This window comes from Phenylobacterium zucineum HLK1 (assembly GCF_000017265.1).
Taxonomy (GTDB): Bacteria; Pseudomonadota; Alphaproteobacteria; order Caulobacterales; family Caulobacteraceae; genus Phenylobacterium; species Phenylobacterium zucineum.
Genome location: NC_011144.1, coordinates 2,421,977 through 2,448,402 on the forward strand (window position 1 = coordinate 2,421,977; position 26,426 = coordinate 2,448,402).

20 protein-coding genes and 1 pseudogene are annotated in these 26,426 nt (G+C 71.5%); 7 read left to right on the forward strand and 14 right to left on the reverse strand.

Annotated elements, in window-relative coordinates; all coding sequences use genetic code 11:
- Positions 1–5: 5 nt before the first annotated feature.
- The 7 genes from PHZ_RS11820 to PHZ_RS11850 are packed head-to-tail and all read right to left on the reverse strand — an operon-like array spanning position 6 to position 7,470.
- Positions 6–779, reverse strand: a complete 774-nt coding sequence (locus PHZ_RS11820) for a 3-keto-disaccharide hydrolase (protein WP_201765241.1) — start codon at positions 777–779, stop codon at positions 6–8.
- Positions 776–1,345, reverse strand: coding sequence for a gluconate 2-dehydrogenase subunit 3 family protein (locus PHZ_RS11825; protein WP_012522705.1), 570 nt, complete (start codon positions 1,343–1,345; stop codon positions 776–778). Before PHZ_RS11825 ends, PHZ_RS11820 begins: the two co-directional genes overlap by 4 nt.
- Entirely contained in the window at positions 1,345–3,072 is a 1,728-nt protein-coding gene (locus tag PHZ_RS11830) for a GMC oxidoreductase (RefSeq protein WP_012522706.1), read from the reverse strand. The genes PHZ_RS11825 and PHZ_RS11830 overlap by 1 nt, the downstream gene beginning before the upstream one ends.
- A gap of 1 nt (position 3,073) precedes the next feature.
- On the reverse strand, positions 3,074–4,135 hold the full coding sequence (locus tag PHZ_RS11835) for a sugar phosphate isomerase/epimerase family protein (protein ID WP_012522707.1): 1,062 nt from the start codon (positions 4,133–4,135) through the stop codon (positions 3,074–3,076).
- Positions 4,132–5,259 carry a Gfo/Idh/MocA family protein gene (locus PHZ_RS11840; protein ID WP_012522708.1) on the reverse strand — a complete coding sequence of 376 codons (1,128 nt, stop codon included), beginning with the start codon at positions 5,257–5,259 and terminating at the stop codon, positions 4,132–4,134. Before PHZ_RS11840 ends, PHZ_RS11835 begins: the two co-directional genes overlap by 4 nt.
- Positions 5,256–6,215: a sugar phosphate isomerase/epimerase family protein gene (locus PHZ_RS11845; RefSeq protein ID WP_012522709.1), complete on the reverse strand. Its 960-nt coding sequence runs from the start codon at positions 6,213–6,215 to the stop codon at positions 5,256–5,258. Before PHZ_RS11845 ends, PHZ_RS11840 begins: the two co-directional genes overlap by 4 nt.
- Before the next feature lie 31 nt (positions 6,216–6,246).
- Entirely contained in the window at positions 6,247–7,470 is a 1,224-nt protein-coding gene (locus PHZ_RS11850; RefSeq protein WP_012522710.1) for an MFS transporter, read from the reverse strand.
- Positions 7,471–7,557: 87 nt separating this feature from the next.
- Here PHZ_RS11850 and PHZ_RS11855 point away from each other — a divergent pair, with 87 nt between their 5' ends.
- A complete protein-coding gene (locus PHZ_RS11855) occupies positions 7,558–8,574 on the forward strand; it encodes a LacI family DNA-binding transcriptional regulator (protein ID WP_012522711.1) in 1,017 nt (338 codons plus the stop codon).
- On the opposite strand, the gene PHZ_RS11860 is transcribed toward PHZ_RS11855, so the two are convergent.
- From PHZ_RS11860 to PHZ_RS11880, 5 genes are all read right to left on the reverse strand, one after another.
- The gene (locus PHZ_RS11860) at positions 8,571–9,257 is read right to left on the reverse strand and encodes a 3-keto-disaccharide hydrolase (protein WP_012522712.1); all 687 of its coding nucleotides are present in this window, start codon (positions 9,255–9,257) and stop codon (positions 8,571–8,573) included. The genes PHZ_RS11855 and PHZ_RS11860 overlap by 4 nt on opposite strands.
- An 11-nt stretch (positions 9,258–9,268) precedes the next feature.
- Positions 9,269–9,907, reverse strand: a complete 639-nt coding sequence (locus tag PHZ_RS11865; protein ID WP_012522713.1) for a gluconate 2-dehydrogenase subunit 3 family protein — start codon at positions 9,905–9,907, stop codon at positions 9,269–9,271.
- Entirely contained in the window at positions 9,904–11,604 is a 1,701-nt protein-coding gene (locus PHZ_RS11870; RefSeq protein WP_041373465.1) for a GMC family oxidoreductase, read from the reverse strand. Before PHZ_RS11870 ends, PHZ_RS11865 begins: the two co-directional genes overlap by 4 nt.
- Positions 11,605–11,838: 234 nt before the next feature.
- Positions 11,839–15,573 carry a DUF4347 domain-containing protein gene (locus tag PHZ_RS21705; protein ID WP_049758222.1) on the reverse strand — a complete coding sequence of 1,245 codons (3,735 nt, stop codon included), beginning with the start codon at positions 15,571–15,573 and terminating at the stop codon, positions 11,839–11,841.
- Positions 15,574–15,704: 131 nt separating this feature from the next.
- A complete protein-coding gene (locus PHZ_RS11880) occupies positions 15,705–16,643 on the reverse strand; it encodes a hypothetical protein (RefSeq protein WP_148216849.1) in 939 nt (312 codons plus the stop codon).
- Between the two features lie 864 nt (positions 16,644–17,507).
- Between PHZ_RS11880 and PHZ_RS11885 the strand changes: the two genes are divergently transcribed.
- Entirely contained in the window at positions 17,508–18,851 is a 1,344-nt protein-coding gene (locus tag PHZ_RS11885; RefSeq protein ID WP_012522718.1) for a nucleotide sugar dehydrogenase, read from the forward strand.
- A gap of 10 nt (positions 18,852–18,861) precedes the next feature.
- Here the strand turns inward: PHZ_RS11885 and PHZ_RS11890 are convergent, their stop codons facing one another.
- On the reverse strand, positions 18,862–19,425 hold the full coding sequence (locus PHZ_RS11890) for a polysaccharide biosynthesis/export family protein (protein WP_012522719.1): 564 nt from the start codon (positions 19,423–19,425) through the stop codon (positions 18,862–18,864).
- 397 nt (positions 19,426–19,822) lie between these two features.
- On the opposite strand from PHZ_RS11890, the gene PHZ_RS21710 reads away from it, so the two are divergent.
- The 4 genes and pseudogenes from PHZ_RS21710 to PHZ_RS11915 all read left to right on the forward strand — a co-directional run bounded on the left by PHZ_RS21710 (position 19,823) and on the right by PHZ_RS11915 (position 25,283).
- Positions 19,823–20,623 (forward strand): transglutaminase-like cysteine peptidase, encoded by an 801-nt coding sequence (locus tag PHZ_RS21710; RefSeq protein WP_012522720.1) that lies wholly within the window; start codon positions 19,823–19,825, stop codon positions 20,621–20,623.
- Between the two features lie 86 nt (positions 20,624–20,709).
- Positions 20,710–22,005: an O-antigen ligase family protein gene (locus PHZ_RS11900; protein ID WP_012522721.1), complete on the forward strand. Its 1,296-nt coding sequence runs from the start codon at positions 20,710–20,712 to the stop codon at positions 22,003–22,005.
- A gap of 452 nt (positions 22,006–22,457) precedes the next feature.
- Positions 22,458–23,231, forward strand: a pseudogene (locus PHZ_RS11905) (IS110 family RNA-guided transposase); the annotation flags it as partial.
- Positions 23,232–24,117: 886 nt separating this feature from the next.
- Positions 24,118–25,283, forward strand: a protein-coding gene (locus tag PHZ_RS11915; RefSeq protein ID WP_407946656.1) for an IS3 family transposase whose coding sequence is annotated in 2 segments (ribosomal slippage) — positions 24,118–24,376 and positions 24,376–25,283 — 1,167 coding nt in all. Because the reading frame shifts where the segments join, the coding sequence is not laid out codon by codon here.
- Between the two features lie 345 nt (positions 25,284–25,628).
- Here PHZ_RS11915 and PHZ_RS22160 read toward each other — a convergent pair.
- Entirely contained in the window at positions 25,629–25,847 is a 219-nt protein-coding gene (locus PHZ_RS22160) for a helix-turn-helix domain-containing protein (protein ID WP_083771026.1), read from the reverse strand.
- Between the two features lie 60 nt (positions 25,848–25,907).
- Here PHZ_RS22160 and PHZ_RS11920 point away from each other — a divergent pair, with 60 nt between their 5' ends.
- A complete protein-coding gene (locus PHZ_RS11920; protein WP_049758223.1) occupies positions 25,908–26,423 on the forward strand; it encodes an RNA polymerase sigma factor in 516 nt (171 codons plus the stop codon).
- Positions 26,424–26,426: the final 3 nt, after the last annotated feature.

Sequence of the window (26,426 nt, forward strand, 5' to 3'; positions counted from 1 at the left end):
GCCTCTCAGGGCAGCTCCAGCACCTCGATGCGGCGGAACTCGATGGGGTGCCCCTCCCCCTGCAGCGAGATGTAGCCGCTCTCGAGCGGCGCGGCCTCCGCCGGGAAGGCCGACGGGTCGGCGCCGAGCTGGGCGTACTCGGCCGGCGCCAGGCGAACGTCGGTGTATTCCATGACGACCTCGCCGTTGATCCTGTGGCGGACGAGACGGCCGCCCCGCACCTCGGCCTCGAAGCGGACCCACTCGCCCTCGGGATAGGTCGGCGAGGCCGAGCTGAGGCAGTGCTCCCGGCGCGGCGCCCCGGCGATGGAGATCGTCACCCCCGGCGTGCAGACGTTGCCGGTCGGCCGGGTCTCGCCCGGCGCGCCGCCCAGGAGCTGGGCCTCCACCGAGACCGGGAAGCTCTGGTCGAGGCTCATGGTCTCGGGCGCCTGGCCGTGCAGCATCACGCCGCTGTTGCGCACCGCCCAGGCCGGGGCGCCCGGCGTCTGCGGTCCCACGAAGCGGTACTCGAAGCGCAGCCGGTAGGACGACAGCGGCGTGCGGTAGATCAGGTGGGCGAACTCGTCCTTGAACACCTCGTACCTGTCGTACGAGACCCGCAGCACGCCGTCGTCGACCCGGAAGGTGTCGCGCCAGTTCTCGCCCAGCGGGCGATGGTTCACCTTGGGGATCCAGCCCGACAGGTCGCGGCCGTTGAAGATCGGCCGCCAGTCCTCCGCCGCCGCGGCGGGCGCGGCGGCGGCGAGGGCCATGGCCAGCAGGCCAGCGCGGATCACGTCGCCCAGCCCCGGCCGATCTCGGCCAGCGGCACGCAGCCGCGGTAGGCGCCGGGGACCGGATCGTAGCGCAGCGCCTGGGTCGCTCCGGCGCGGGACGTGAAGTAGCCGACGGTCGCCAGCTCCCGCACGGCCGGGAACCAGTGCGGGCGGGGCGGCCGGGCCGTGGCGGCGGCGCGGCCCTCGGCGTCGGCGGTCCGGAGCAGCTCGTCCTGCCGCTCGGGCGGCAGGGCGGCGAAGGCGGCGCCGAACCGGGCCCGCGCGGCGGCGTCGAGGCCGGCGAGCCCCGCCCGCAGCCGCTCGGCCTCCTGCGGTTCGCACCAGCCGGCCAGCGCCCGGTCGATGAACTGGGGCACGCCGGCCGCGGCCGCCCCGGGCGTGTCGGTCGCAGGGATGATCCGCTCGCAGGCGGCGGCGAGCGTCCTTGCCTCGTCGGTCGAGAGCGCCGTCGGCGTCCAGGCGGGCACCGCGGCGGCGGCCTGCGCGTGGGCCACCACCGGCGCGATCCAGAGCGCGGCCAGCGCGCCGGCGAACGCTTCGCGGCGGTTGAGGATCGGGGTCGCCATCAGAGGTCTCCCTTCCGGCCCGCCTCGGCCGCGTACGCGGCGGCCCGAGCGGTCAGCGCCATGTAGGTCAGCGACGGGTTCACGCAGGCCGACGAGGTCATGGCCGCCCCGTCGGTGACGAAGACGTTCGGGCACTCGTGAAGCTGGTTGCGGGCGTTGAGCACCGAGGTCGTCGGATCGCGCCCCATGCGGGCCGTGCCCATCTCGTGGATGCCCAGGCCCAGGGCGTAGTCGCCCTCGTAAGGCGCCACGTTCTTGAAGCCGGCGGCCTCCAGCATCTCGGCGGCGGCCGCCGCCATGTCCTTGCGCATGGCCGCCTCGTTGTCGCCGATCGCGGCGTCGAAGCTCAGCGTCGGCAGGCCGTAGCGGTCCTTCACCTCGCGGTTCAGGGTCATGCGGTTGTCGGCGTAGGGCAGGATCTCGCCGAAGCCCCCCAGCCGCACGCCCCACGGGCCCGGCTGGCTGAGAGCCTGCTTGCGCTCGGCGCCGAAGCCTTCCGTCGGGCGGTCCCAGCCGAGCCGCCCGGCGCCTCCCTGGTAGCCGAAGCCGCGCAGGTAGTCCGGCCGACGGCTGGCGGCGTCGCCGAGATTGCGGAAGCGCGGGATGTAGAGGCCGTTCGGCCGCCGTCCCGAATAGTACCTGTCCTCGAACCCGTCGACCAAGGCCGAGGCGCCGACCCCCAGGTGATGGTCCATGAGGTTGCGGCCGACCTGGTCCGAGCCGTTGCCGAAGCCGTTCGGGAAGCGCGCGCTGGCCGAGTTCAGCAGGATCCAGGCGCTCGCCACCGCCGAGGCGCAGAGGAAGACGACGCCCGCGTAGAACTCCTCCTCCTGGCCCGTCTCGGCGTCGAGGATCCGCACGCCGGAGGCCCGCTGCCGCCGCTCGTCGTAGACCAGGGTGGTGACGATGGAATTCGGACGCACCTGCAGGCGGCCAGTCCGCTCGGCCGCCACCAGCGTCGCCGCATTGGAGCTGAAGTAGGCCCCGAACGGGCAGCCGCGGATGCAGAGGTTGCGGTACTGGCACTGGCCGCGCCCGAGCGCGAGCTGTTCCTGCGTGGGCGCCGTCAGGTGCGCCGTGCGGCCGATGGTGATCCGCCGGTCGGGAAAGCGCGCCTCGGACCGTTCCTTGAAGGCCTTCTCGACGCAGTTCATCTCCATCGGCGGCTGGAAGACGCCGTCCGGAAGCTGCGGCAGGCCCTCGGCCTGGCCCGAGACCCCGATGAACCGCTCCACATGGTCGTACCAGGGGGCGAGGTCGGCGTAGCGGATGGGCCAGTCGACCGCGATCCCCTCGCGCGCATTGGCCTCGAAGTCGAGGTCGGACCAGCGGTAGCTCTGGCGGCCCCAGGTCAGCGAGCGGCCGCCGACGTGATAGCCGCGGATCCAGTCGAACCGCTGGGTCTCGGCGTAGGGGTTCTCGTCGTCCCGGACGAAGAAATGCCGGGTGTGCTCGGTGAGCGCGTAGCCCGTGCGCTGCTGCACCGGGTACTTCGCCCTCAGCTCGGCGGCGGGCAGACGGCCCCTGGGATATTGGGCGTCCCAGGGATCGGCGGCGGCGGTCGGGTAGTCGAGGACGTGCCGCACCGGCCCGCCGCGCTCCAGCACCAGGGTCTTCAGCCCCCGCTCGGTCAGCTCCTTGGCCGCCCAGCCGCCGGTGATCCCGCTGCCGACCACGATGGCGTCGTAGGTTCGCTCGGCCCGCGCGCGGTTGTTCAGGTTGGCCATCTCAAGCGTCCCCCAGCCCAAGAAGTCGCCGGTTGGCGGCCGCGTCCGTGCCCGCGCCGGCGAAGTCGTCGAACGCCCGCTCGGTCACGCGGATGATGTGGTCGCGGATGAAGGGCGCGCCCTCGCGCGCGCCGTCCTCGGGGTGCTTGAGCGCGCACTCCCACTCCAGCACCGCCCAGCCGGGATAGTCGTAGGCGGCCAGCTTCGAGAAGATCGCGCCGAAATCGACTTGGCCGTCGCCCAGCGAGCGGAAGCGACCGGGCCGGTCCACCCAACCGAGATAGCCGCCGTAGACGCCGGCGCGCCCGGTCGGCCGGAACTCGGCGTCCTTCACGTGGAAGGCGCGGATCCGGTTGTGATAGCGGTCGATGAAGGCCAGGTAGTCGAGCTGCTGCAGCACGAAGTGGCTGGGGTCGTAGAGGATGCTGGCGCGCGGGTGGCCGCCGACCGCATCCAGGAACCGCTCGAAGGTCGCCCCGTCGTGCAGGTCCTCGCCGGGATGGATCTCGTAGCAGGCGTCGACGCCTGCCTCGTCGAACGCGTCGAGGATCGGCCGCCAGCGCCGCGCCAGTTCGGCGAAGGCCTCCTCGATCAGGCCCGCCGGCCGTTGCGGCCAGGGATAGACATAGGGCCAGGCCAGGGCGCCCGAGAAGGTGGCGTGGGCGGACAGGCCGAGCCGCCGGCTGGCCTTCGCCGCGGCCTTCAGCTGGGCCGTCGCCCAGGCCTGGCGCTCGGCGGGCCTGCCGCGCACCTGCGGCGGCGCGAATCCGTCGAACAGCTCGTCGTACGCCGGATGCACCGCCACGAGCTGGCCCTGCAGGTGGGTGGAGAGCTCGGTGATGGCGAGGCCCTTGTCGGCCAGCATGCCCTTGACGTCGTCGCAGTAGGCCTGGCTCTCGGCGCCCCGCTCCACGTCGAAGAGGCCCCCGACGCCGGTCGGCAGCTGCAGGCCCACGTACCCCAGGCCCGCGGCCCAGTCGGCCAGCGTCTCCAGCCGATCGAACGGCGGCTCCGGTCCCACGAACTGGGCGAGGAAGATCCCGGGCCCCTTCAGCGTCCTCATGCGATCCTCCCGTCCAGCGCGACCCAGCCGGACTCGTCGCGGCTGGCGGCGACGGCGGTCTCCACGAAGGCCATGCTGCGGACGCCCTCCTCGATATCGGGCACGGGGTGCGCGTCCGCTCGTCCCTCCGCGATCGCGTCGGCGAAGTCGCGGTAGAGGTTGGCGAAGGCCTCGATGAAGCCCTCGGGATGGCCCGTGGGAATCCGCGAGGCCGCCTGCGCCGGCCCCGACAGATAGACGGAGGCCGCGTGCAGCGTCTGGCTGGGGCCCTCCAGCCGGTCGATCGTGAGCTCGGACGGCCGCTCGTGCGACCAGGTCAGGCCGCCGCTCTCGCCATAGACCTGGAGCTTCAGGCCGTTGCGGGCGCCGGCCGAGATCTGCGAGGCGATCAGCACGCCCCGCGCACCGCCGCCGAACCGCAGCAGCACGTTGCAGTCGTCGTCCAGCCGCCGTCCCGGGACCACCGTGCCGACGTCGGCGCACAGACGCTCCACGCGCCGGCCAGAGACGAATTCGGCGAGGTTGAAGGCGTGCACTCCGATGTCGCCGATGCAGCCCGCCCCGGCCAGGGCGGGATCGGTCCGCCACTCGGCCTGCTTGGCGCCCTCGCGCTCGCGCGGCCGCGACAGCCAGCCCTGCGCGTACTCGACGACGACCTTGCGGACCGACCCGAGATCTCCCCGGCGGACGATCTCCCGCGCCTCGCGCACCATCGGATAGCCCGTGTAGGTGTAGGTCAGGCCGTAGAGGCGCCCCGAGGCGGCGACGGCGGCGGCCAGCTCCCGCGCCTCGGCCAGCGTCCGGGTCGCGGGCTTGTCGCTGATGACGTGCAGCCCGGCCTGCAGCGCGACCCGCGAGACGGCCAGGTGGAGGTGGTTCGGCGTGACCACCGCCACCGCCTGGGCGCCGTCCTCGCGGCCCGCCTCGGCGGCGATCATCTCGGACCAGTCGGCATAGCCGCGCACACCCCAAGCCTGCGCTGCGGCGGCGCTCTTGTCCGGATCGCGGCTGAAGGCGCCGGCCACCAGGCGGATGCGGCCGTCCAACTCGGCGGCCATGCGGTGCACCGGGCCGATGAAAGCGCCCGGCCCGCCGCCGACCATGGCCAGCCGCAGGACGCTCATGCCTGGAGCCCTCCCAGGAAGTCGTGGCTGATCCGGGCGGCCTCGAGCCGGGGCCGTTCGAACGGCGGCTCCTGCTCGACGAAGAAGCCGCGCACCCCGGCGGCGTGCGCGGCCGGCAGCAGGCGCTTCCAGTCGAGACGCCCCGAGCCCACTTCCGTGGGCTCCATGCGCAGGTCGAAGTTCGGCCGGGTCGAGGCCTTCACGTCCTTCACGTGCATGAGCGTGAAACGACCCTTGTGCTTCTGCAGATAGGCCGCGGGATCGACACCCGCCGCGGCCATCCAGCCGACGTCGGCCTGGAAGGTGACCAGCGCCGGATCCGTGCGCGCCAGCAGGATGTCGAGGCCGGTCGGGCCGCCCTGCCCTGCGCCTTCCTGCGGCGCGAACTCGAAGTTGTGGTTGTGGTAGCCGACCGTGATCCCGGAGGCCTTCAGCGCCGCGCCCTTCTCGTTCAGGAAGTCGGCGTTCATCTTCCAGTCGTCGCCGGTCAGGGCGCCCATCATCCGGCGGTAGACGTCGGCGCCGCTCGCGCCCTCCGCCGCCTTCCGCGCGTGGTCGGGGACGTAGGGACTGGGCATGACCGCCTGGGTGACGCCGAGGGTGGCGAGGTCGTCCGCCAGCTTGGCCAGGTCGCCGTCGAAGCCGCCGCGGGCCTGGATGTGGGCGCTTGGGCAGGCCAGGCCCGCCCGGTCCAGCGCCGCCTTCAGCTCGGCGGCCGTGCGGCCCATGAAGCCCGGGATCTCGACCGTGCGGTAGCCGATGGCGCGGACCGCCGCGAGGGTCGCGTCGAGGTCCTTCATGCCCTCCGGGCCGAAGGTGTAGAGCTGCACGCCGATCGGCAGGCCGGTGCGGGCGAAGAAGGCCGCGGCGGCCGCCTCCCCCGCCATGCTCAGGCCCGCCGCGGCCGCTCCGGCCGCCAGGAAGCCTCGCCGATGGAGTTGGGGCATGGACGGCATGGAGCGCCTCCTTCGCTTGTCGGTGGAGCGGTCACGGCGTGACGGGACCCGCGGGCCCCTTCTGCGGCGGGCGGAAGAAGAGCGCGAGCAGCAGCACGGCGACGAGGGCCATGCCGGTGGGGACCAGGAACAGCGTCTGGTAGTCCACCTGCGGCCCGGCGGCCGTCGCCGTCGTCAGGCGGCCCATGAGGTGCGGGAAGAGGAAGCTCGCGACCACGCTGCCGACGCCGAGGATCAGCAGGTTGAACAGCCCCTGGGCGCTGGAGCGCACGTCCTCCGGGAAGGCGGCGTCCACGAAGATGTAGACCGTCGCGAAGAAGAACGCGTAGCAGATCCCGTGCAGCAGCTGCACCGCGACGATCACGGGCACGCTGTCGGGGAAGAAGGCGAAGACGGCGAAGCGCGCGGCATGGCCCAGGACGCCGACGATCAGCGTCGCCTTCCAGCCGATCCGGATCAGCACGCCGCCCAGGATGAACATGGTGACGATCTCGGCCAGCTGGCCGAGGCTGAGGACCACCATGGAGAGGTTGCCGGCGATCCCCACGCGCTGGGTGAGGAAGGCGTCCGCCATCACGAAGTAGCCGTTGTGGATGACGCTATCGACGAAGGTCACCACGAAGAGCACGGCTACGAAGGGCACGCGCAGCAGTCGGAAGGCCTCGCGCCAGGCCAGCGGGTCCGCGGCCTCGCCGCCGCGCTTGGGCGGCGTGTGCGGCAGGGTGAGGCTGTAGGCGGCCAGTGCGAACGAGACGACGGCGGCGACGATGAAGATCGAGCGCACCTGCTGCGGCTCGGCCCCGGCGCCCAGCAGGAACACGAAAGGCCAGCTCACCAGCATCCAACCGACCGTGCCGCCCATGCGGATCGCGCCGAAGTCCCGCGCCGGCTCGGCGAGGTTGGCGAAGGCGACCGAGTTGGCGACCGACAGCGTCGGCACGTACAGCAGGCTGTAGACGAGGTAGCCGGCGAAGAAGGGCCAGAACTCCGCCTGGAAGGCGGTGAAGAGCAGCGCCAGGCCGCTCAGCAGATGGCTCGCCGCCATGAACCGCTCGGCGGCGAAGTTGCGGTCGGCGAACTGGTTGGAGAAGAAGATCCCGAGCAGGGCGGCCACGCCCCACGAGCTGCCGACCAGCGACTGCTGCCACGGCGCGAAGCCCAGCATGCCCATGTAGGGGAACAGCTTCGGCGCCCAGGCGCCCCAGACGGCGAGCTGGAGCACCATCATCAGAAACAGCCGAGCCTTGACGCCCATGCCTCGCCTCCCCCGGCGGCGAGAACTCTTGTGCGGCCCCGCTCGCGCGATGTAATCGATTACACGTTCAAGCCGGCGGTGCAAGCTATGGCCACGATCCAGGATGTCGCCCGCGACGCGGGCGTCTCGACCGCGACCGTATCGCGCGTGCTGAGCGCCCCGGAGCGCGTGGCCGAGGCGACGCGGGCGCGGGTGCTGGAGTCGGTGGAGCGGCTGGGCTACGCGCCCAACGTGGCGGCCAAGAGCCTGCGCACGCTGAAGACGGGGAAGATCCTCGTCACGGTCCCGGATATCTCGAACCCGTTCTTCTCGCAGGTGATCCGGGGGGTCGAGGAAGCCGCGACCGCGGCCGGCTACGCGGTGCTGCTGGGCGACACGCGCCAGGAGGCGGCGCGCGAAGACCAGTACGCGCTGCTGCTGCGCCGCAAGGAGGCCGACGGGCTGATCTTCCTCGGCCACCGGCTGCCGCCGGCCCTGGCCGAGCTGGTGGCCGCGCAGGGCGCGAAGGCCCCCATCGTGAACGGCTGCGAGTTCAGTCCCGAGCTCGGCGTGCCCAGCGCCCATATCGACAACGCCCGCGCCGCGGCCGAGGCGATGGAGCACCTCTACGGACTGGGCCACCGGCGTGTGGGCGTGATCACCGGTCCCCTCGCCAGCCCCCTGAGCCGCGATCGCCTGGCCGGCGTGCAGGCCGCCGCCGCGCGCCGGGGGGCCTGGGGCCTGAACATCGTCCAGGGCGACTTCTCGATCGAGTCTGGCCTTGCCCAGACGCTGGCGCTGCTCGACGCCGAGCCGCGGCCGACGGCGATCTTCTGCTTCAGCGACGAGATGGCCATGGGCGCGCTGACGGCCCTGCGCCGCCGCGGCCTCTCATGCCCGGCGGACGTCTCGGTCGTGGGCTTCGACGACATCCGCTACGCCCGCCACATGGACCCGCCGCTCACCACCGTCAGCCAGCCGAAGGAGGCGATCGGCCACGAAGTCGTGCGCCTGCTCCTCGACGTGCTCTCGGGACGGGTGGACACGGTGCGCCACGTCACCCTCGCCCACCGCCTGGTGATCCGGGCGAGCACCGGGCCAGCCTTCGGGCCTGCGGCGGGCTAATCCAGCGGCCGGATCTTGATGTTGCGGAAGAAGACCGGGTCGCCGTGGTTCTGGATGGCGATGTGGCCGGACTTCGCGGCGGCGAACTGCGGCCAGGCCCTGAATTTGGTGGCGGCGACCTTGGCCCTGAACGCGTCAGAGTCGAGGTCGTACTCGGCCACCTTCACCCCGTTCAGCCAGTGCTCGCCCTTGCCGCCCCTGAGCACCAGGCGGCTGTGGTTGAACTCGCCCACCGGGCGCGTCGCATCGGTCGTCGGCGCGTAGAGCCCGTAGAGCGCCCCGGCCTGCTCGACCACCGGCTCGCCCCGGGCGTTGTCGACGATCTGGTACTCGGGCCCGCTCTGGTAAGTCTGCGTCCCGGCCTCGGTGACCCGGAACATCACGCCCGAGTTGCCCTTGGGCCCCACCTTCCAGTCGAACGCGAGTTCGAAGTCGCCGAAGGTCTCCTTCGTCATGATGTCGCGGGAGGTCTTGGGATCGGGCCCCAGCATTCCGTCCGTCACGGTCCACCCCGCGTCGGGCTCGGGCGTCTTGAAGCCGCGCCAGCCCTCGAGCGAGCGGCCGTCGAACAGCAGCCGCCAGCCCGCCGCCTTCTCGGCCGCCGTGAGGGTGTTGTCGGCGGCGGACGCCGCCTGTCCGACCATCGCGATCGCCATCGCCAGACCAAGCACCGCAGCGCGCATCGCGTTCCCCCTCACAGGCCGAGCGCCTTCAGGCGCTGTTCCAGCACCGCCCGGACCTCGGCCGAAGGGCCCGGGTCCGAGGTGCGCACCTCGTTGCCGATGTAGCCGATGTCCCTGAAGCCGGCTTCGGTCGTGTAGTAGGCGCCGACCGTCAGCGCCCGGAAGCGCTTGAAGAACGCGCGCGTCGCCTCGTCAGGCGAGCGCGGCAGGGCCGCCAGCGCGGCGGACCGGCGGGCGCCGTCGCCCCGCACCAGGTCGGGGATCAGCGCCTTCAGCCCATCGCGGATCACCGACCGGTCGGCGGCCTGATCCGGATAGGGCGCGCTCACCCATTCGTCGATGAAGTCGGGGATTCCCAGCGCGCTCGCCGCCGGCGCGGTCGCCGTGGCCGGCAGGATGAAGTCGGCGAGGATCGCCGCCGCCTGCAGCTCGTCGTCCGAGAGCAGCCGCGGCCAGGGAGCCTTGACCGGAGGGTTCAGCTTGGGGTCGGTCCCGTAGCCCGCAGCCGCCGGCCCGGGCGCCACCGCCTGCCGATAGACGACGACCCCGGCCCCGCCGGCGGCGGCGGCCGCGCCGACCGCGCCGACCCAGATCAGGGCCGTGCGCCGGTCGATCTTGCGCTGGTACGGTTTGGGGGCCTGATCGCTCACAGCTCACCCCGCTTGGCCAGGTTCGCCAGGTGATCGCTCGACCGCCAGGCGAGCGCCAGGATCGACAGCGTCGGGTTCTTGTCCGGGCTGGAGACCAGCACCGCGCCGTCGGTGACGAACAGGTTCGGGACCGCCCAGGCCTGGCCGTACTCGTTGACCACCGAGTCCCGTTCCGAGGCGCCCATCCGCGCCGTCCCCACTTCGTGGATCATCTCGCCGCCCTTCGAGATGGCCTTGCGGCCGTCGCGCTCCACCTCTCCCACCGGCTTGCCGCCCAGCCGGTCGATGACTTCCAGGAAGGTCGTGACCATGTGGGCCGCCTGCCGCGTCTCGGCCTCCCCCCACCGCCAGTGGAAACGCAGGACCGGGATGCCCCACTTGTCCTTCGCCTGCGGGTCGAGCTCGCAGTAGCAGTCGTCGTTGGGGATCATCTCGCCGCGGCCGTTGAAGCTGATCACGCTGCCGTAGCGGCGGCGCAGGGCGGCGCGCAGGTCCTCGCCGACGCTGGCGTCGTCCTCTAGCAGGCGGGCCACGCTCATCGAGGGCATCTGCCGCCCGCCGCCGATCTCGATGTGGTAGCCGCGCGGAAAGCCGAGGGCCTCGTGCCGGTCGTAGCCCCACCAGGGCACGTAGGTGTGCGAGACGCTCATGCCGTCGTCGTTGGTCGGCGGCAGGTCCTCCAGCGCGGGGAACCGGCCGGTGACGTTCACGCCCACGCTGTCCATCAGGTAGCGGCCGACCATGCCGTGCGCGTTGCAGAGGCCGTCGGGAAACGCCGCGCTCTTGGAATTCAGCAGGATGCGCGCCGTCTCGCCCGAGCCGGCGGCCAGCACCACCGCGCGGGCGGTGACGGAATGGTGCGCGCCGGTGGCGCGGTCGACGAAGGTGACGCCCTTGGCCTTGCCCGTGCGGTCCAGGTCGACCTGGTAGACGAGCGCGTTGGTCCGGATGGTCAGGTTTCCGGTCGCGAGCGCCGGCGGGATCAGCACGGTCGTGGACTGGAAGTTCGCCCCGATGGCGCAGCCCCGGCCGCAGGGCGTGGCGAAGACGCAGGTGTTGCGCCCCTCCATGGCCTGGGTGACCACCGCCCCGTGCATGGGCACGACCGGAATGCCCATGGCCTCGAAGGCGCGAGCATAGAAGATCTCGAAGGCGCGCGGCGGCGGGCTTTCCATGAGGCAGCCCGGCGGCGAGTCCGGCGTGTTGACGAGACCGCGCGGCGGCGCCGCTCCCGTCACCCCAATCAGCTTCTCGGTCCGGTCGTACCAGGGAGCGAGGTCGTCGTAGGTGATCGGCCAGTCGTGGCCCAGGCCGTCCCGGCTCTTCGGCTTGAAGTCCAGCGGCCCGAAGCGCAGCGAGATTCGGCCCCAGTGGTTGGTCCGCCCGCCCAGCATCCGGGGCCGCCACCAGATGAAGGGCTCGGAGCCCTCGGCCACGGTGTAGGGCTCGTTCGGCACCTCCCAGCCGCCGTCCACGGTGGCGTCGTAGAAGCCGAAGGGCTTGTCAGGCGTCGAGACCCCGCGCAGGGGCGCCTCGGCGTTGGTGTTGTACATCGGGGTCTCGGCGACCGGGTCGTAGTCGCGGCCGGCCTCCAGCATCAGCACCTTCAGGCCCGAGCGCGTCAGGTGGTAGGCGCTCATCCCGCCGCCGGCGCCGGAGCCGACAACGATCACGTCGTAAGGCTCGGTCGCGGCCACGCTTGCACCCCCGAAGCAAGACAGTTGCAGGCCCGAGGTTGGCGCCGACACGCCCGCTCGCCAAGAGGCGTCACCGCGCAGGCGGCGTAGCTCTGGAAGCTGCGGGCCCGCCAACACCCGCAGGGCGACGCCGGGGCGGACCCGCTCCGGGGGAGAACGCCGAACGAGCGCCTTTGGGCGAGCCGGCTGTCCCTGCAGCGCCGGAACTGCGCGGACGGGGGCCGGCGGCCCTCGTCAGCCGCCGACGATCCAGCCGTCGCCGAGGGTCTCCAGGCGCACGTCCGCAAGCACGACGCGCTGGCCGCCGCCGAGGCCGACGATGGTGTCGGCGCCGTCCTGGCGAAGCGTGTAGCTGAGACCGGCGTCCAGGTGCAGGCGGTCGCCCTCCTGAACGTCGAAGTCCAGGATGCGGTCGACGCCGCCGCCGGCGAACACCAGGAAGCGGTCGGCGCCGGCGCCGCCGATCAGGACGTCGTCTCCCTGGTCGCCGGACAGCGTATCCGCACCGTCCCCGCCCTCCAGCCGGTCGGCGCCCTGGCCGCCGTGGACGACGTCGGCGCCGAGCCCGCCCAGCACCGTGTCGTCGCCCTGGTTGCCGTGGACGAAGTCGCTGCCCTCGCCGCCGTCGATCCAGTCGCCGGCGTCCGCGCCGGGGACCAAGCCGCCGCCGCCCCAGACCACGTCGTCGCCCGCCCCGCCCTGCAGCACGTCCGCGCCGAGGTCGCCGAAGAGGGTGTCGTAGCCGAGGTCGCCGAGGGCGATGTCGTCGCCCTGGCCGCCCCGGACCACGTCATGGCCCTGACCGCCGTGCAGGGTGTCGCGCCCCTCGCCGCCGTGGACGAAGTCGTCGCCGACGTTGCCGTGGACATGGTCCTCGCCGGCCCCGCCCCAGACCTGGTCGGCGCCTTCGCCGCCGGACACCGCATCGTCGCCGTCGTCGCCGAACAGGCGGTCGTCGCCGCCGGCCGAGGCGACCGTGTCGGCGCCGCCGCCGCCGTGCAGCACATCGTCGTCCGCGCCGAGGAAGAGGGACTGGTCGGCGCCGTCGCCCCAGACGCTCTGGGACCCTGCGCCGCCGATCACCCGGGCCGCCCCGACCACCGCGGCGAAGCCGACGTTGTCGAGCTGGAGAGTCACGCCCGAGGGCAGGCTGCGCGTGTCGATCACCAGGGCCGTGTTCGGCGTGCCGGGCGCGATCGGAGCGCCGCTGATCACCAGGGGCGCGGTCGGCGGCGCCACGCCGGTCGGCGCGGTCGGCGTCAGGGTCTGGACGATGAGCGGCGCGTCGGGCGAGAGGCCCTGCAGGAAGCCCGAACCGCCCCCGGTGAGCTGGATCTGGTCCGTCGAGCCGGGGGCCGTATGGGTCTGGATGGCGCGGATGAGATCGGCGAGCGAATTGCCTGCCGGCTGTGGGGCGCCGGGGCCGGTCGCCTGCAGCCCGAGGCCGACGGGGACTTGGGCAAGCAGCGGCGGCGGCCCGGATCCGCCCGTCACCAGGGGGATGTCGGCCACCGTCGTATCGCCCACCTGCTCGGGCCGGGTCGAGGTCACGACCGGGATGGTGATGACCTGGGACGTGGAGCCGTCCGGGTTGGTCACGGTTCCGGTCTGCACCGGCACGCCGTCGATGGTCTCGTTCGAGGTCGGGGGCGGCGGAGGCGGCGGCGGCGGCTCCGGCTCCGGCGGCGGGGAAGGCGCCGTGACGTCCAGCTCGATAGCCCGGGTCACGGGCTCGGCCGCCAGGCCGTCGCTGACGTGGAGGTCCACCCTCGCCGGACCGGGTGCGGCCGCCGTGAAGGTCGCGGCCGCCAGCTGGACGTTGATCTCCGCCGCGGACCCCGCGAGCTGGACCCCTTCCCGCTCGGGATCGGTGTCGGTCACGCCGTCCAGCAGGCCGTTGACCGCCACTAGGGTGACCGTGAGCGGGTCGCCGTCCGGGTCGGACACGGCGACACCGGTCAGCGCCACCGGGGCGCCGACAAGGACCTTCAGCGGCTCGGCCGGCGCGCCGGAGATGGACGGGGCTCCGTTGGCCTTGGCCCACAGATTGATCCAGGTGATGGTCTCGTCGCGGCCATCCGTGACCTCGACCCGGATCAGCCCGTGCCCCTTGTGCCCCGCGGTGTAGGTGAGGCCGGCGAGCTGGGCGTTGATCTCGCCCGCGTCGCCGACGAGCTGCAGGCCCTCCGCGGCCTCGTCCGCGTCGGCCGCGCCCGCGATCTCGCCGTGCTCGGCGACGAGGGTCACCGTCAACGGATCGTCGTCCGCGTCAGCGACCGTGAAGTCCGGCAGCGGCGAGGCCACCCCCCAGCGGACCGTCACGTCGTCCAATGTCAGGCCGTGCAGGGTCGGCGAGGCGTTGGGGGGCGCGCTGAGCCACAAGGTTCCCCAGGTCGGGAACAGCTGGCGGCCGTCTTCCAGGCTCATCTGAAGGAAGTCCAGCCCGCCCTGGTCCACCTTGACCGTGGCCGCGGCGAGTTGGGCGTTGATCTCCTCCGCCGTGCCGACGAGCTGGATCCCGTCGGCCTCCCCGTCCGCATCGGCGAGCCCGATCAGCTCGATCGCCCCGGGAATGATCGTCAGCACCAGGGAGTCCCCGTCCGCGTCCGAGACGGTGAAATCAGGCAGGTCCACCGCCCGCCCCGCCGCCACGGGCGCTGGGCTGTCGGCGTCGTTCAGCCCCGCGAAGGCCGGCGCGGCGTTGCCGCCCGTGGCGGTCATCATGATGACGCCCGAGGCCGACAGGGCGCCGTCGCTCACGGCGATGTCGATCCAGGCCAGGTCGTCGCCGCGGTCGGCGGTGAAGGTCATGCCGGACAGCAGGGCGGTGAGTTCGGCTGCAGACCCGCTCAGCTGGATTCCGGCGACATCCGGGTCCGCGTCCGTCAGTCCGCCGATCACGCCGTTGTAGCTGGTCAAGGTCGCCAGCAGCGGATCGTCGTCGAGGTCCTCGACCACCGGGTCGAGCACCTCGATCTCGACGCCGGCCGGCGCCTCCGGCTGAGGGACGATCGGCACGAGGATGCTGGGGGCGCGGTTGCCGGCGGGCGGGTCGCCGCCCTCCCCGTCCCCGGAGCCCTCGCCGCCCGCGGAGACGTTGTACATCAGCGATCCGGCGGCGACGTCGATCCCGTCGGTGACCGAGATGTTGATCCAGGCGAACCCTTCCGCATCCGGCGTGAAGGTGAGCCCGGCGAGCTTGCTGTTGAGGTCCGCCGCCGTCCCCCTCAGCTGGACGCCCGCCATTGTCGGATCCTCGTCCGTCACCCCGCCGATGAGGCCGAAGCCGGGCGAAAGCGTCACCTCCAGGAGGTCGCCGTCGGCGTCGCCCACGGTCAGGTCCGGGGCCTCCACCGTCGCGCCCGCCGCGGCCGTCGGCCAGGGCCAGGGCACGCCCTCGAGCGTGGGCGGGGTGTTGGCGGCGAGCAGGCCGGCATAGGCCTCGAGGGCGGGCGTCACGAACGCCACCGCCGGGCTGCCGGCGTCGCCGTCAGAGGCGACGTCGAGGTTCCAGTCCCCGCCAAGCCCGGCGCCTCCGGTCGGCGTGGCCGACGCCGCGACCCGGGCGCCCATCGCCTGGGCCAGCGCCGCGACGAACGCCCGCCCCTCGGTCCCGGCCCCCGCCCGGCAGCCGTAGACCAGCACCTGGCCGGCGGGCCCCAGGGCCTGCCCGAAGGCGGCCAGGTCGCGGGACCGCGCCCCGAGCCCGGCCCGGTCCAGGCGCAGCGACCCCAGCGTCAGCGCTCCGGGTTCGCCATGGGAGACCAGGTGGATGGCCTCCAGGCCGCGGCGCGTGCGCAAGGCCTCGGCGATGCGGGACAGACCGTCGTCCGACTCAGGCAGGACCTGGACCTCCACGCCTTCGCGCAGGCCGGCGAGCAGCACCTCGATGTGCGGCACGTCGGACAGGATGAACAACAGTTCGGCGTCGTGGGCAGGCGCGCGAGCCGGCGCGGCGTGATGCGGCATGGTTCCCCCCGGAACGGACGATCAGGGCCCTCGCCGCTATCACGAGGCCGCGGCCGCGGGTCCGGGCGCGCGCCCCGAATTGGGGGATTTGGGCGCCGCGGCGCCCCAGAATGGGGGGCGCGCCCGCCTCGCTAGCGGGTCGGCTCCAGGGCGGCGCTTCGCTCCGCCTCCCATTCGGCGAGCAGGCCCTGGGCGTCCAACGCGGCGAAGAACCGGCGCAGATTGGCAAGGTGCGCCGAGGTGAACGCCCCCCACTCGGGCCGATCGAGGACGTCCGGGGGCAGGACCAGGCCCCTGGTCGTCCGCAGGCAGCGCCCCTCCGCCGTCAGCCGCAGGATGTACCGGCGGACCGTCTCCTCGGGCAGCCCCTGGCGACGCGCGAGCGCGGCGACGGACACGGGCCGGGGGCTCGTCCCCGGGCCCCCTTCGGTGTTCGCCCGCAGGATCGACAGGAGGAGCATCACGGTCACCAGATCGCCGAGGTTGCGGGTGACGCTGTCCAACGATCGCAGCAGGTGATCGCCCCAGATGCGCATGACCCTGCGGTGGGGGAAGGCGCCGGGCGACGGCGCCTCCGCCGGGTGGCGCGGCGGACCGAGCGCGCCGAGCGCACGCAGTTCGCCATAGAGCCGGCCCAGGCGGGCGCAGGTCTCGAGCGCGGGGCCTGTGTAGTGTTCGGACGCCAGCACCCGCTGGGGCACCACCACGCCGCGCGGGCTCAGGACGCAGACGCCTTCGGCGGCCATCCGGTGGACGCGGCGTCGCACGGTCTCGGCCGGCAGCCCGAGCGAGTCCGCCAGCGATCGGATGCTGACCGGCCGGCGGAGCTCGTCGGGCGGCGGCGCATCCAGCCCGTCGAAGGCCGTCTGGCGATCGGGGTCGCGCAGCAGCGGGGCGACGTTGGCCTGGGTGATCGCGATCATGATGGCCGCGTCGAGGGTCGACCGCTCGCCCGGCGCCGCGCCGGCCCGCTCCGGGCGACGCAGGAAGCCGATCTCATTGAGGTCCGCCACGAAGGCGGCCGTCAGGCGTGCGGCCTCCTTGTCCACCCAAGACGACGTCGTACTCAACTGACGCTCCTCGTTCCCGCCGAGGGGCCCCATGGCGCGAGAGCCCCGGCGGTGCGCGCCCGCCAAGGTTAGGATCGTTCGGCGCCCCTCTTCAACCGCCCCACCCCTTGCAGGCCGCCCCCGTAACCAGGGGCCGGCCGCCGGCCAGTGGGGAGCGGTCGCCGCCGCTCGTTGATCCGCGTCAAGGGCGATCCGCCGCCAGCGCCCTATGACGGCGTCGGCGAGGACGCCGCCGCTGGCGGACGCCCACTCTGCCGGAATGTCCGAATCAAGGGATGGTGGGCGACATACCGCCCGCGCGGCGGACGCGGCCTTGCGCTGCATTGAGGGCTTGGGGATTGCCGATGGCGGCCGCCGATCCGCGCACAGCCTTGAGCCTCTCGGCCGGTCACCTGCTCGACAAGGTGAGACCGGCCGCATGCTCCTCGACCTCGTGGACGCCCTGATCGTGGTGACGATCACCCAGGCGAACGTCGAGCCGGTGTTGCGCGATCCTGCGCTCGAGGCCGCCTAGGCGACCTACGAGGCGCCCCCGCCGGACGACATCCGGCGGCGATCAGCATCAACGGGGTCGCCCGGTCGCTGAGGCTGCCCTTCGAGACCGTGCGCCGCCGGGTGGTCCGGCTCACGCGGTTCGGCCTCTGCCGGCAGGGGCCGGACGGCCTCGTGGTGCCCACGGCCCGCGTCAACGGTCCGGGCCATCGCCGGGCCCTGGACGCCGCCTACGAGCGGCTAGGGCGGCTGCACGCCGCCCTCTCAGACCTCGGGCTCCTCGATGCGGCCTCGCCGTCGGCGGGCGGGCGAGCGTCCGCTGGCGCTCGATGCGGGTTTGTGCAGACGAGCGTACGCCTTTAAAGGCGCGTCATGGACGACGCTGACGCGACCCCCTTCGACCGCCTGCGCGCCGTGCTCGCCGACCGAAGCGCCGTAGTGGGCGTGATCGGGCTGGGCTATGTCGGCCTGCCGCTGGCCGTGGCGGCCGCCCGGCGGGGGCTGTCCACCATCGGCTTCGACATCGATCCGGCGAAAGAGGCCCGCATCAAGGCGGGCCGCTCGTACATCGACGCGGTCGCGAGCGATGAGCTCGCCGCGCTGGTGAAGGCCGGACAGCTCACCGCCACCACCGCCTACGACCGCCTGGCGGAGTGCGACGTCATCGTCATCTGCGTGCCCACCCCGCTCAGCCGGCACCGAGATCCGGACCTGTCCTACATCGAGACCACCGGCCGCGAGATCGCCCGGCGCCTGCGCCCGGGTCAGCTGGTCGTGCTGGAGTCCACCACCTACCCCGGCACGACGCGCGAGGTTCTGAAGCCGATCCTGGAAAGCTCGGGCCTCGTCTGCGGCCGCGACGTCTTCGTGGGCTTCTCGCCCGAGCGGGAGGATCCCGGCAACGCAGCCTTCGACACCGCGTCCATCCCCAAGGTCGTCGCCGGCGACGGGCCGCAGGCCTCGGAGCTGGTGCAGGCGTTCTACGGCGCCGTCGTGCAGCAGGTGGTGCCCGTCTCCTCGCCCGACGTGGCCGAGGCGGTGAAGATCACGGAGAACGTCTTCCGGGCCGTGAACATCGCGCTCGTCAACGAGCTGAAGCTGATCTACGGCGCGATGGGCATCGACGTTTGGGAGGTCATCGAGGCGGCCAAGACCAAGCCGTTCGGCTACATGCCCTTCTATCCGGGCCCGGGGCTGGGCGGCCACTGCATCCCCATCGACCCCTTCTATCTCACCTGGCGCTCCCGCGAGTTCGAGGTGCCTACGCGCTTCATCGAGCTGGCGGGCGAGATCAACACCGCCATGCCGAACCATGTCGTCGACGTGCTGGCCCGCGCGCTGGACGAGCGGCTCCGGCTGGCGGTCAGCGCCTCGCGGGTGCTCGTCGTCGGCCTGGCGTACAAGAAGAACGTCGAGGACGTGCGCGAGAGCCCGTCCTTCAAGCTGATGTCGCTGCTCGAGGCGCGCGGCGCCAAGGTCGCGTTCCACGACCCGCACGTTCCCGAGGCGCCCGTCACCCGCGAGCACCCCGAGTTCGCGGGCCGCAGGTCCGTGGCGCTGTCGGCGGAGACGCTCAAGGACTTCGACGCCGTCCTGATCGCCACCGACCACGACGCCGTCGACTACCGCCTCCTCGCCGAGGCCCCGCTGGTCGTGGACACCCGCAACGCCATGGCCCGCCACGGCGTCCAGGGCGAACACATCATCAAGGCGTAGAGCGAAGCCGCTAGAAGAACCGTTCGCCGATGCGGATGGTGTCGCCGGGCGCGACCTGGGTGGTGCTGGTCAGGGGGAAGGATTCCTCCTCGTCCCCGTCGGCGCGCTTGATGAACACCTTGTTCTTGTTGGCCCGATAGGTGAAGCCCTCGGCGGTGGCGACGGCGTTCAGCACCGTCAGCCCGTTGGTGTAGGGGTACTCGCCCGGCCGGTTCACCTCGCCCAAAATATAAAAAGGCCGATAGTTCAGCACCTCGACGCTGACCCGCGGCTCCTTCAAGTAGCCGTCCTTGAGCGCGGCCTCGACCCGATCCTGGAACTCGCGGGCGGTGAGTCCGGCGGCCTCCACTTCGCCGATCAGCGGCAGCGACACCTTGCCCGATCCGCCGACTTGGAACTCACCGGTCAGGGAGGCCTCGCCGTAGGTCAGGACGCGGATCTTGTCGCCCGATCCCAGGCGGTACTCCGGCACTTCGCGGGTGGATTCGGACTTCTGGGCGAACGCCTGGGCCGGAAGCAACGCCCCGACGGCGATGAGGGCTGCGGCCACGAGCAGCCCGACGATGGTCTTCATGAAGCAACGCTCCCGCACGCGCGGTCCCCTCGAACCCGGGCTTTGTACTTCACGGGGGCTCCGCACGAAATACCCGGCGCGCGCGCCCTGCCGCAACCCATGGACGCACCAAGCAGGCGGGATGCGCCGCAAAGCATGCCTAACAAGGCACTAAGTTCATATCACCGATATTCATAACTCATTTAAGGTAAACAACCGTGGAACCATAGTTGTTCTATTTGAATAAATCATACCTCTACAGCCGCCGTTAAAGCGCAGCGAGGCAAAAGACACGCAACAACCCAAGAAATGGGGTGTGGTGGTGTCTTATATCAGAACAGTTGCGCAGTACGCGCTCATGCTTGGTCTTGGCCTCTCCGCCGCCGCCTGCGCGACGATGCCGGAGCCTTCGGCCCCGATGGCGCTGGGGAGCGCAGCGAGCGCCCCGCGCGGCTTCGTCGAATTCTGCGAACGCCAGCCGGCCGACTGCGGCGCGACGACGGAGGAGCTGGCGACGCTGCGGGACTCGAGCGTCCAGCAGGCCACGATGGCCGGCCCCATACCGGTCCGCTTCGACTGGAGCGGCGTCTTCGGCGCCACCGGCGCGGTCAGCCCGGCCGCAGCCCCGCGGCCGCCGGTCGCCGGCGGGGAGCTGGCGGCGGTCTCGTTCGACTGGTCGGCGACCTTCGCCAAGCAGCCGACCGCGGCGGCGCCCGTCGTGGAGGCGGCGACCGAAGCCTCCCCGGAACCGGCGGCCGCCGCGCCCGCCGAGGCGCTCGCCCTGACGCCGCAGCTTTGGGCGCAGGTCGTCCGCGCCAACGACCAGGTGAACCGCGCGATCGCCCAGAAGACCGACGCCGAAGCCTATGGCGCGCCGGAGTTCTGGAGCCTGCCGATCGCCGCCGGCGCCCGCTACGGCGACTGCGAGGACTATGTGCTCGAGAAGCGCCGCGCCCTGCTGGCCGCCGGCGTTCCCCAGCGGGCTCTGTCGATCGCCGTCGTGAACACGCCCGAGGGCGACGCCCACGCCGTCCTGCTGGTCGAGACGGCCGCCGGCGCCTACGTGCTCGACAACCTGACCCCTTGGGTCCTGCCGTGGACCAAGACCGCCTATCGGTGGCGTGAGCGCCAGGTGGCGGGCTCTGCGGCGCGATGGGCTATGGCCGCCCCCGGCGCCCAGCCGGCCGACGCCGCTCTCTTGCTCGCCAGCCTCCGGTAGGGTCTCCTCCGCCGACGAGCGGGGGCGACGTGCAGATTCGGCCGGAGACAGGGCGTCCGGCGGCGTGGTGGACGCCGCGATGGTGGATGCAGGATGCGCGCTGGCTTGCGCTGGCGGCGCCCGGGCTGATCTTCGCCGGCCACGCCTTCTACGGCGCCATGCTGCCGAAGACCGCGCTGACCCTGGCCTTGCTGGCCGCGCTGACGCTCGCGGGCGCCGCGCTTGCGCCCGGCCTGCGGCGCGACCTGGACCGGCTCCGCCCCCCGCTCCTGCCCGCGGCGGCGTTCGCCCTGGTCCTGCTGATGGCTCTGTGGTCGCTGACGCCCTTCGCGCCCGGGGGGCCCCACCCCGTCTGGGACTACGTCGATGCGGGGACGGCCGCGACGACGGTAGACAAATCCCAGACCCTGCTCGAGTTCACCAAGCTGCTCGGTCTTGCCGCCGTGTTCGGCCTGGGCCTCGCCCTCGGCGGCTCGGACAGCCGCGCCCGGGCCGGCGCGAACACGATCGTGGCGTTCGGCGCCGCCCTGGCCGCCTGGTCGTTCTTGGACTGGGCGGGCGGCGACCTCGATCGGGGCGTTGGACGTCACCGGCTGGAAGGCCCGTTCGAAGCGGCCAACACCTCGGCGACCCTCTTCGGCGTCCTGCTGGTCCTGACCCTCGGCCTCGCCGCCTCGGCGGTCCGCGGCGCGCCCCCGGGCCGGCGGCTGACGGCCATGGCGCCGTTCCTGGCCGCCGCCCTCCTCTTCCTCTTCTCGCTGATCGCGACAGCGTCCCGCGCCGGCCTCGCCTCGACCGCCGCGGGCCTGGCCGTCTTTGTCGGCCTGCAGCTGTTCGGCAGGCGCCAGGCGTGGCCGCGCGCGGCGCTGCTCGCCCTGGCGGGCCTCGCCCTCCTGGCGGGCGCCATCTTCGTCGGCGGCGACGTCCTCGTCGACCGCTTCCTGGAAGACGATCTCGCGGAGGACGGCCGGGCGATGCTGTTCCAGGCGCACTGGGACGCGTTCAAGGCCGCCCCCTGGCTCGGTTACGGCCTGGGCTCGTTCGACCTCGTCAACCGCCTGATCCTCAACGCCGGTAACATCGAGGAGATCTGGGCCACCCGCGCGGCGCACAACGTCTATGTCACCTGGCTCGAGCAGGGCGGCGTGCTGGGCGCCGCGCCGATGTTCGCCTGCGTGGGCGCGCTCATCTGGACGAGCTTGCAGGGAACCCTGCGGCGCAGCCGCCTGACAAGCCCGCTCTATGGCCTGCTGGCGGCCAACGTGGTGTTCCTCGTCCACGGGGCGTTCGACTTCGCGCTGGAGACCTATTCCATGGCCGCGCTGTGGAGCCTGCTGCTCGGCCTGCAGTTCGCCGCCTCGCAGGGGCGGCCGCGCCGATGAGGCCGCCGCCCCTCCCCTCGCTGCTCCTGGCGGTCGCCGGCGCGACGGCCGGCGCCAGCCTGCTGGGTCTTGTCTCGCTCAACACGGGAGCTGCGGTGGTCGCGGGCCCGCTGGCCCTCGGCCTCACCGGCGGGGTCGACGAGGCCGCCTATCAGGCCCTCTCGCCGCCGGCGCGGCTGGACGTCGCCGAACGCAAGGCGCGCCAGGCGCTCGCCCTTTCGCCCTACCAGAACAACGCCCGCCTCCGGCTGGCCTACATCGAGACCGTCCGCCACGGCCACGTCACGCCCGCTGCGTCGGCCCTGATCGACCAGTCTTACGATCTGCTGCCCGTCGACGCCGATGTGGCGGCCTGGCGGATCCGCTTCGCCCTCGAGCACTGGTCCGAAGTCTCGGTCAGAACGCGGCAGGCGGCGCACGCCGAGGTCGAAGCCTTCTCGCGGGTGGGTGGCAGCGAGACCGACGCCAACGACGCCGAGGCGATCTGCGAGGCGGTGACGCGGCCGACGATGCGGTTCGTGGCGATCAAGTCCGAGCAGCAGCAGGCGGCCCTGGCGCTGCACCGGACCCGAGATCTGCTGGTCAAGCAGCGCACCCAGCTGGTCAACATGATCCGCGGCCTCCTGGCTGAGTTTGGGATCGAGATGGCGCGCGGCCTGCATCATGCCCTCGACCTAGCCGCACGGGTTGCTCAAGGCGCTGCGCCGGACGTGCCCGAGCTGGCGGCGCGAGTCATCACCGGCCTGGCGGGCCAGATCGGCGATCTGCAGGTCCGTCTCACGGCGCTGGAGAAGGAGCTGCTGACCTGGCATCGGACAAACGAGCTGTCTCAGCGCCTCAGCACCATCCCTGGCGTCGGCCTGATCTCGGCCACGGCGCTTGCCGCCTCAGTCACCGACGCCAGCCGCTTCCGCTCCGGGCGGCAGTTTGCGGCCTCGCTTGGCCTAACACCGCTGCAGAACTCCAGCGGCGGCAAGGAGCGGATGGGGAGGATCTCACGGATGGGCGATCGATATCTGAGACGCCTGCTGGTCGTCGGCATGACCTCGCTCGTGCGCCGTGCACGAACAAGACCGGACTCGGTCGACCCGCGCATCGCTGCGATGCTGGCGCGCAAACCCGCTCGCGTGGTGACGGTGGCCGCGGCCAATCGCACCGCCCGTGTCGCCTGGTCGATCATGGCCCGCGGCGGCGTCTACCGCGCGCCTCAGGGCGTGACCGCCTGACAGATTAGCTGATCGTCGACGACCAGCTTCCGGAGGTTGCGAGCGCGATGTGAAGTGATGGCGAACCGGTCAGACCGGGAGCTGGGACACCCCGCGTAGTGTCCAAGGCGTCGAAGCCTGCAAAGCAGAGTGGGACCCAGCTTGCGGACACCATCAGGGCCAGCAGTCCTTGAAACGACTGCATCAACAGGCCGGACACAAGACTGCACCCGACCCAGCCGCCAAAACATCAAATCGAGCCTTGCAACGCGGGAGCCATCCACACAGGACATGACGGCCAAGCCTATGAACGAGAAGTGCGGATGAGCCAGCAGACGGAATGGTACTATTGGTTCCGGCAAACGACGCCAAAGCCGCCAGGCGGCTGGGTTTTGTGTGGTCCGTTCAAAACGTAGGACGAGGCAAAACACGACCGCGAAGCCTCGAAGGCCTGGGATGCGGAGCTCAGCACGCCCTTCTCCGCTCCAAGTCGGCAGGATGCCGAGAAGGCCATGCCCGCCTGAGCTCAGGCATTCTACCTACTCGTTGGCCACCACTGCGCGCCGTCACAGACGGCGTGCCCGCGCCAGGAGGACTGTCACACGCTCATGAGATCTGGGTGAGAGTGCGGCAGGTGGCGGCGAGAGAGGGAACCCCCTCGCGGCAGTCGAACCCATTGTAAAGACACGCCATCTCTGCCGTCGGGCGTGACGGTTGCGATAGCACTTGGTAAGAGTTCCTCTTCGAGGAGAGATGACCACAGCAGCAGAGCGCGCAACCCTTGCGACTCTGTCTCTGCTCCGCTTATCGTTGGTTGCGGGCTCTTGTGCAAAAAGGGTGGGCGGTGACCTGCCCCCTTCCTGATCCCTCGGTTTGAGTGAGAGTCCGTCACCCTGAGGAGACGGACGTGAAGAAGAGCAGGTTCAACGAGGCGCAGATCATCGGCGTGCTGCGGGAGCAGGAGGCCGGGAGCCCGACGGCGGAGGTTTGCCGGCGGCATGGGATCAGCGAGCAGACCTTCTACCGGTGGAAGGCGAAGTACAGCGGCATGAACGTGTCGGATGCCCAGAAGCTGAAGACGCTGGAGGACGAGAATCGGCGACTGAAGAAGCTCTTGGCGGAGTCCATGCTCGACGTGTCGGCGCTGAAGGACCTGCTGGGAAAAAACTGATCGGGCCTGCAGCGCGCCGGGAGGCCGTGCTTCGCCTGATGGCGGAGCGCGGCTTCTCGCAGAGGCGCGCCTGCGGGCTGGTCCAGGTCGATCCGAAGACAGTGCGCCGCGTGGCCCAGCCAGGCGATGCGGAGGTACGCGCCCGGCTGCGGGGCCTGGCGGCGGAGCGACGCCGCTTCGGCTACCGGCGGCTCGGCATCCTGCTCGAGCGTGAAGGCGTCAGCATGAACAAGAAGAAGCTCTTCCGGCTGTACCGCGAGGAGGGCTTGGCGGTGCGAAGGCGGCGCGGCCGCAAGCGCGCCACCGGCACGCGGGCGCCCATGGCGCTGCCGGACGGGCCGAACCAGCGCTGGAGCCTGGACTTCGTGGCCGACACGCTGAGCTGGGGCCGGCGCTTCCGGATCCTGTGCATCGTCGACGACTTCACCCGCGAGGCGCTGGCGCTGGTGGTCGACACCTCGATCGGCGGCCATCGCATGGCCCGCGAGCTGGACGCCCTGATCGCCCGGCGCGGCCGGCCGGCGACCATCGTTAGCGACAACGGGACCGAGATGACCAGCCGGGCCATGCTGGAATGGACCAACCGCACCGGCGTCGACTGGCATTACATCGCGCCCGGCAAGCCGCAGCAGAACGGCTTCGTCGAGAGCTTCAACGGCAAGCTGCGCGACGAGTGCCTGAACGAGGAGGTCTTCGCCAACCTCGCCGAGGCCCGGGCTGTCATCGAGCGCTGGCGGCTCGACTACAACCACGTCAGGCCGCACTCGGCGCACGGCGGACTGACCCCGGAAGCCGTGCGTCTGAACCCCGCGGCCGGCCGGCTGCGCAACTTGATCAGCTCCACCGCCCGGCCGCTACCGCCGGCGCTGGAGATCAGCTACCAACCCCCTGGGCTCTCATAATGATCGAGGGACCGGCGGGGGGCAGGTCACGCAGGCTCGCAAGTTCTGAGTTCTGCGCCGGCCTGATCAGGGGCGGTGATCGCCCGTAAGCGCATGGCGCCGGGTCGCGCGAAGTAGGCAGCAAGAGATGATCTTGTGAGCCAGCCAGCGCTGCACCCGAAAGCGGCAGGGCTCGTGCCCGCGACCTCGGCAGGCACCCGGAACGAGCGGACCAGGTGCGGCCGCCTTGGCCAACAACTGTAGGCCGACCCATTTGCTTAGTCGCCGCCAACTAGGTGTGATCGGCCGCTAGCCCGCTCAGTTGACGGGACCCCTGCCGCTATCACAGGCGGCGAGCGATGGGCTTCAGCTCTTGGGAGTTGGGGTAACGAGGTCAACAGGCGTGCTGTCGAGGGCTTGCGAGAGCACGAACAGCGAGACCACCGTTGGATTTCGCCGCCCAAGCTCCAGCTCACTGATGTAGCCTTGGGTGAACCCTGTCCGCTCGGACAGCTGCTCCTGCGTAAGGCCGCGTGCAAGGCGCAAGCGCCTTACATTGCTCCCGACCAGTCGCCGCATATCCATGCGGCCAAGCTGGACGGAGCTGATGGGTCGGGTTTATCTACTATAGTAGATATTCGGCAGGTGCCCGCCGTGTCCCTGGGAAAAGCGCTCGACCGCAGCCACTCTGATGCCGCTGAAATCGTGACGGCCACAGACGCAGGTCTGCTCTTCAGACAACACCGGTCTTGGCTACAGAGCTTCCTAGCCCGTCGCTTCGGTGCCGAACTCGCGGAAGACTTAGTCCAAGAGGCCTTCTCCAGATGCGCCCGCGTAAGCGGCGCCATCTCGAACCCGCGGGCGCTGCTCGCAACCCTCGCGAGGCGCGCGGCGGCCGATCAGTTTCGGAGGGAGCGGGCGCCTGAGACCGTCGGGGTCGCGGAGCCCGAGGGCGGCTATCTGCCGGACCAGCTCGAGCGGGTGCTGGTGCAGCAACTTGTGCGCGAGCTACCGCCCAAGGTTCGGGAGGTGTATCTGTTGGTTCGGGTGGTAGGTCTGACCTACGCCGAGGCGGCGGAGCGGTGCGGGATCTCGGTCAAGCGCGTGGAGGCGCGGATGACCGAGGCCCACAAGCGCTTCGCCGCCCTGATGCGGGATTAGCGG

Excerpts from the sequence above, each read along its gene's own strand:
- PHZ_RS11825 (WP_012522705.1), bottom strand. The coding sequence starts at position 1,345 with ATGGCGACCCCGATCCTCAACCGCCGCGAAGCGTTCGCCGGCGCGCTG.
- PHZ_RS11830 (WP_012522706.1), bottom strand. The coding sequence starts at position 3,072 with ATGGCCAACCTGAACAACCGCGCGCGGGCCGAGCGAACCTACGACGCC.
- PHZ_RS11835 (WP_012522707.1), bottom strand. The coding sequence starts at position 4,135 with ATGAGGACGCTGAAGGGGCCCGGGATCTTCCTCGCCCAGTTCGTGGGA.
- PHZ_RS11840 (WP_012522708.1), bottom strand. The coding sequence starts at position 5,259 with ATGAGCGTCCTGCGGCTGGCCATGGTCGGCGGCGGGCCGGGCGCTTTC.
- PHZ_RS11845 (WP_012522709.1), bottom strand. The coding sequence starts at position 6,215 with ATGCCGTCCATGCCCCAACTCCATCGGCGAGGCTTCCTGGCGGCCGGA.
- PHZ_RS11850 (WP_012522710.1), bottom strand. The coding sequence starts at position 7,470 with ATGGGCGTCAAGGCTCGGCTGTTTCTGATGATGGTGCTCCAGCTCGCC.
- PHZ_RS11855 (WP_012522711.1), top strand. The coding sequence starts at position 7,558 with ATGGCCACGATCCAGGATGTCGCCCGCGACGCGGGCGTCTCGACCGCG.
- PHZ_RS11860 (WP_012522712.1), bottom strand. The coding sequence starts at position 9,257 with ATGCGCGCTGCGGTGCTTGGTCTGGCGATGGCGATCGCGATGGTCGGA.
- PHZ_RS21705 (WP_049758222.1), bottom strand. The coding sequence starts at position 15,573 with ATGCCGCATCACGCCGCGCCGGCTCGCGCGCCTGCCCACGACGCCGAA.
- PHZ_RS11885 (WP_012522718.1), top strand. The coding sequence starts at position 17,508 with ATGGACGACGCTGACGCGACCCCCTTCGACCGCCTGCGCGCCGTGCTC.
- PHZ_RS11890 (WP_012522719.1), bottom strand. The coding sequence starts at position 19,425 with ATGAAGACCATCGTCGGGCTGCTCGTGGCCGCAGCCCTCATCGCCGTC.
- PHZ_RS21710 (WP_012522720.1), top strand. The coding sequence starts at position 19,823 with ATGGCGCTGGGGAGCGCAGCGAGCGCCCCGCGCGGCTTCGTCGAATTC.
- PHZ_RS11900 (WP_012522721.1), top strand. The coding sequence starts at position 20,710 with ATGCAGGATGCGCGCTGGCTTGCGCTGGCGGCGCCCGGGCTGATCTTC.
- PHZ_RS22160 (WP_083771026.1), bottom strand. The coding sequence starts at position 25,847 with ATGGATATGCGGCGACTGGTCGGGAGCAATGTAAGGCGCTTGCGCCTT.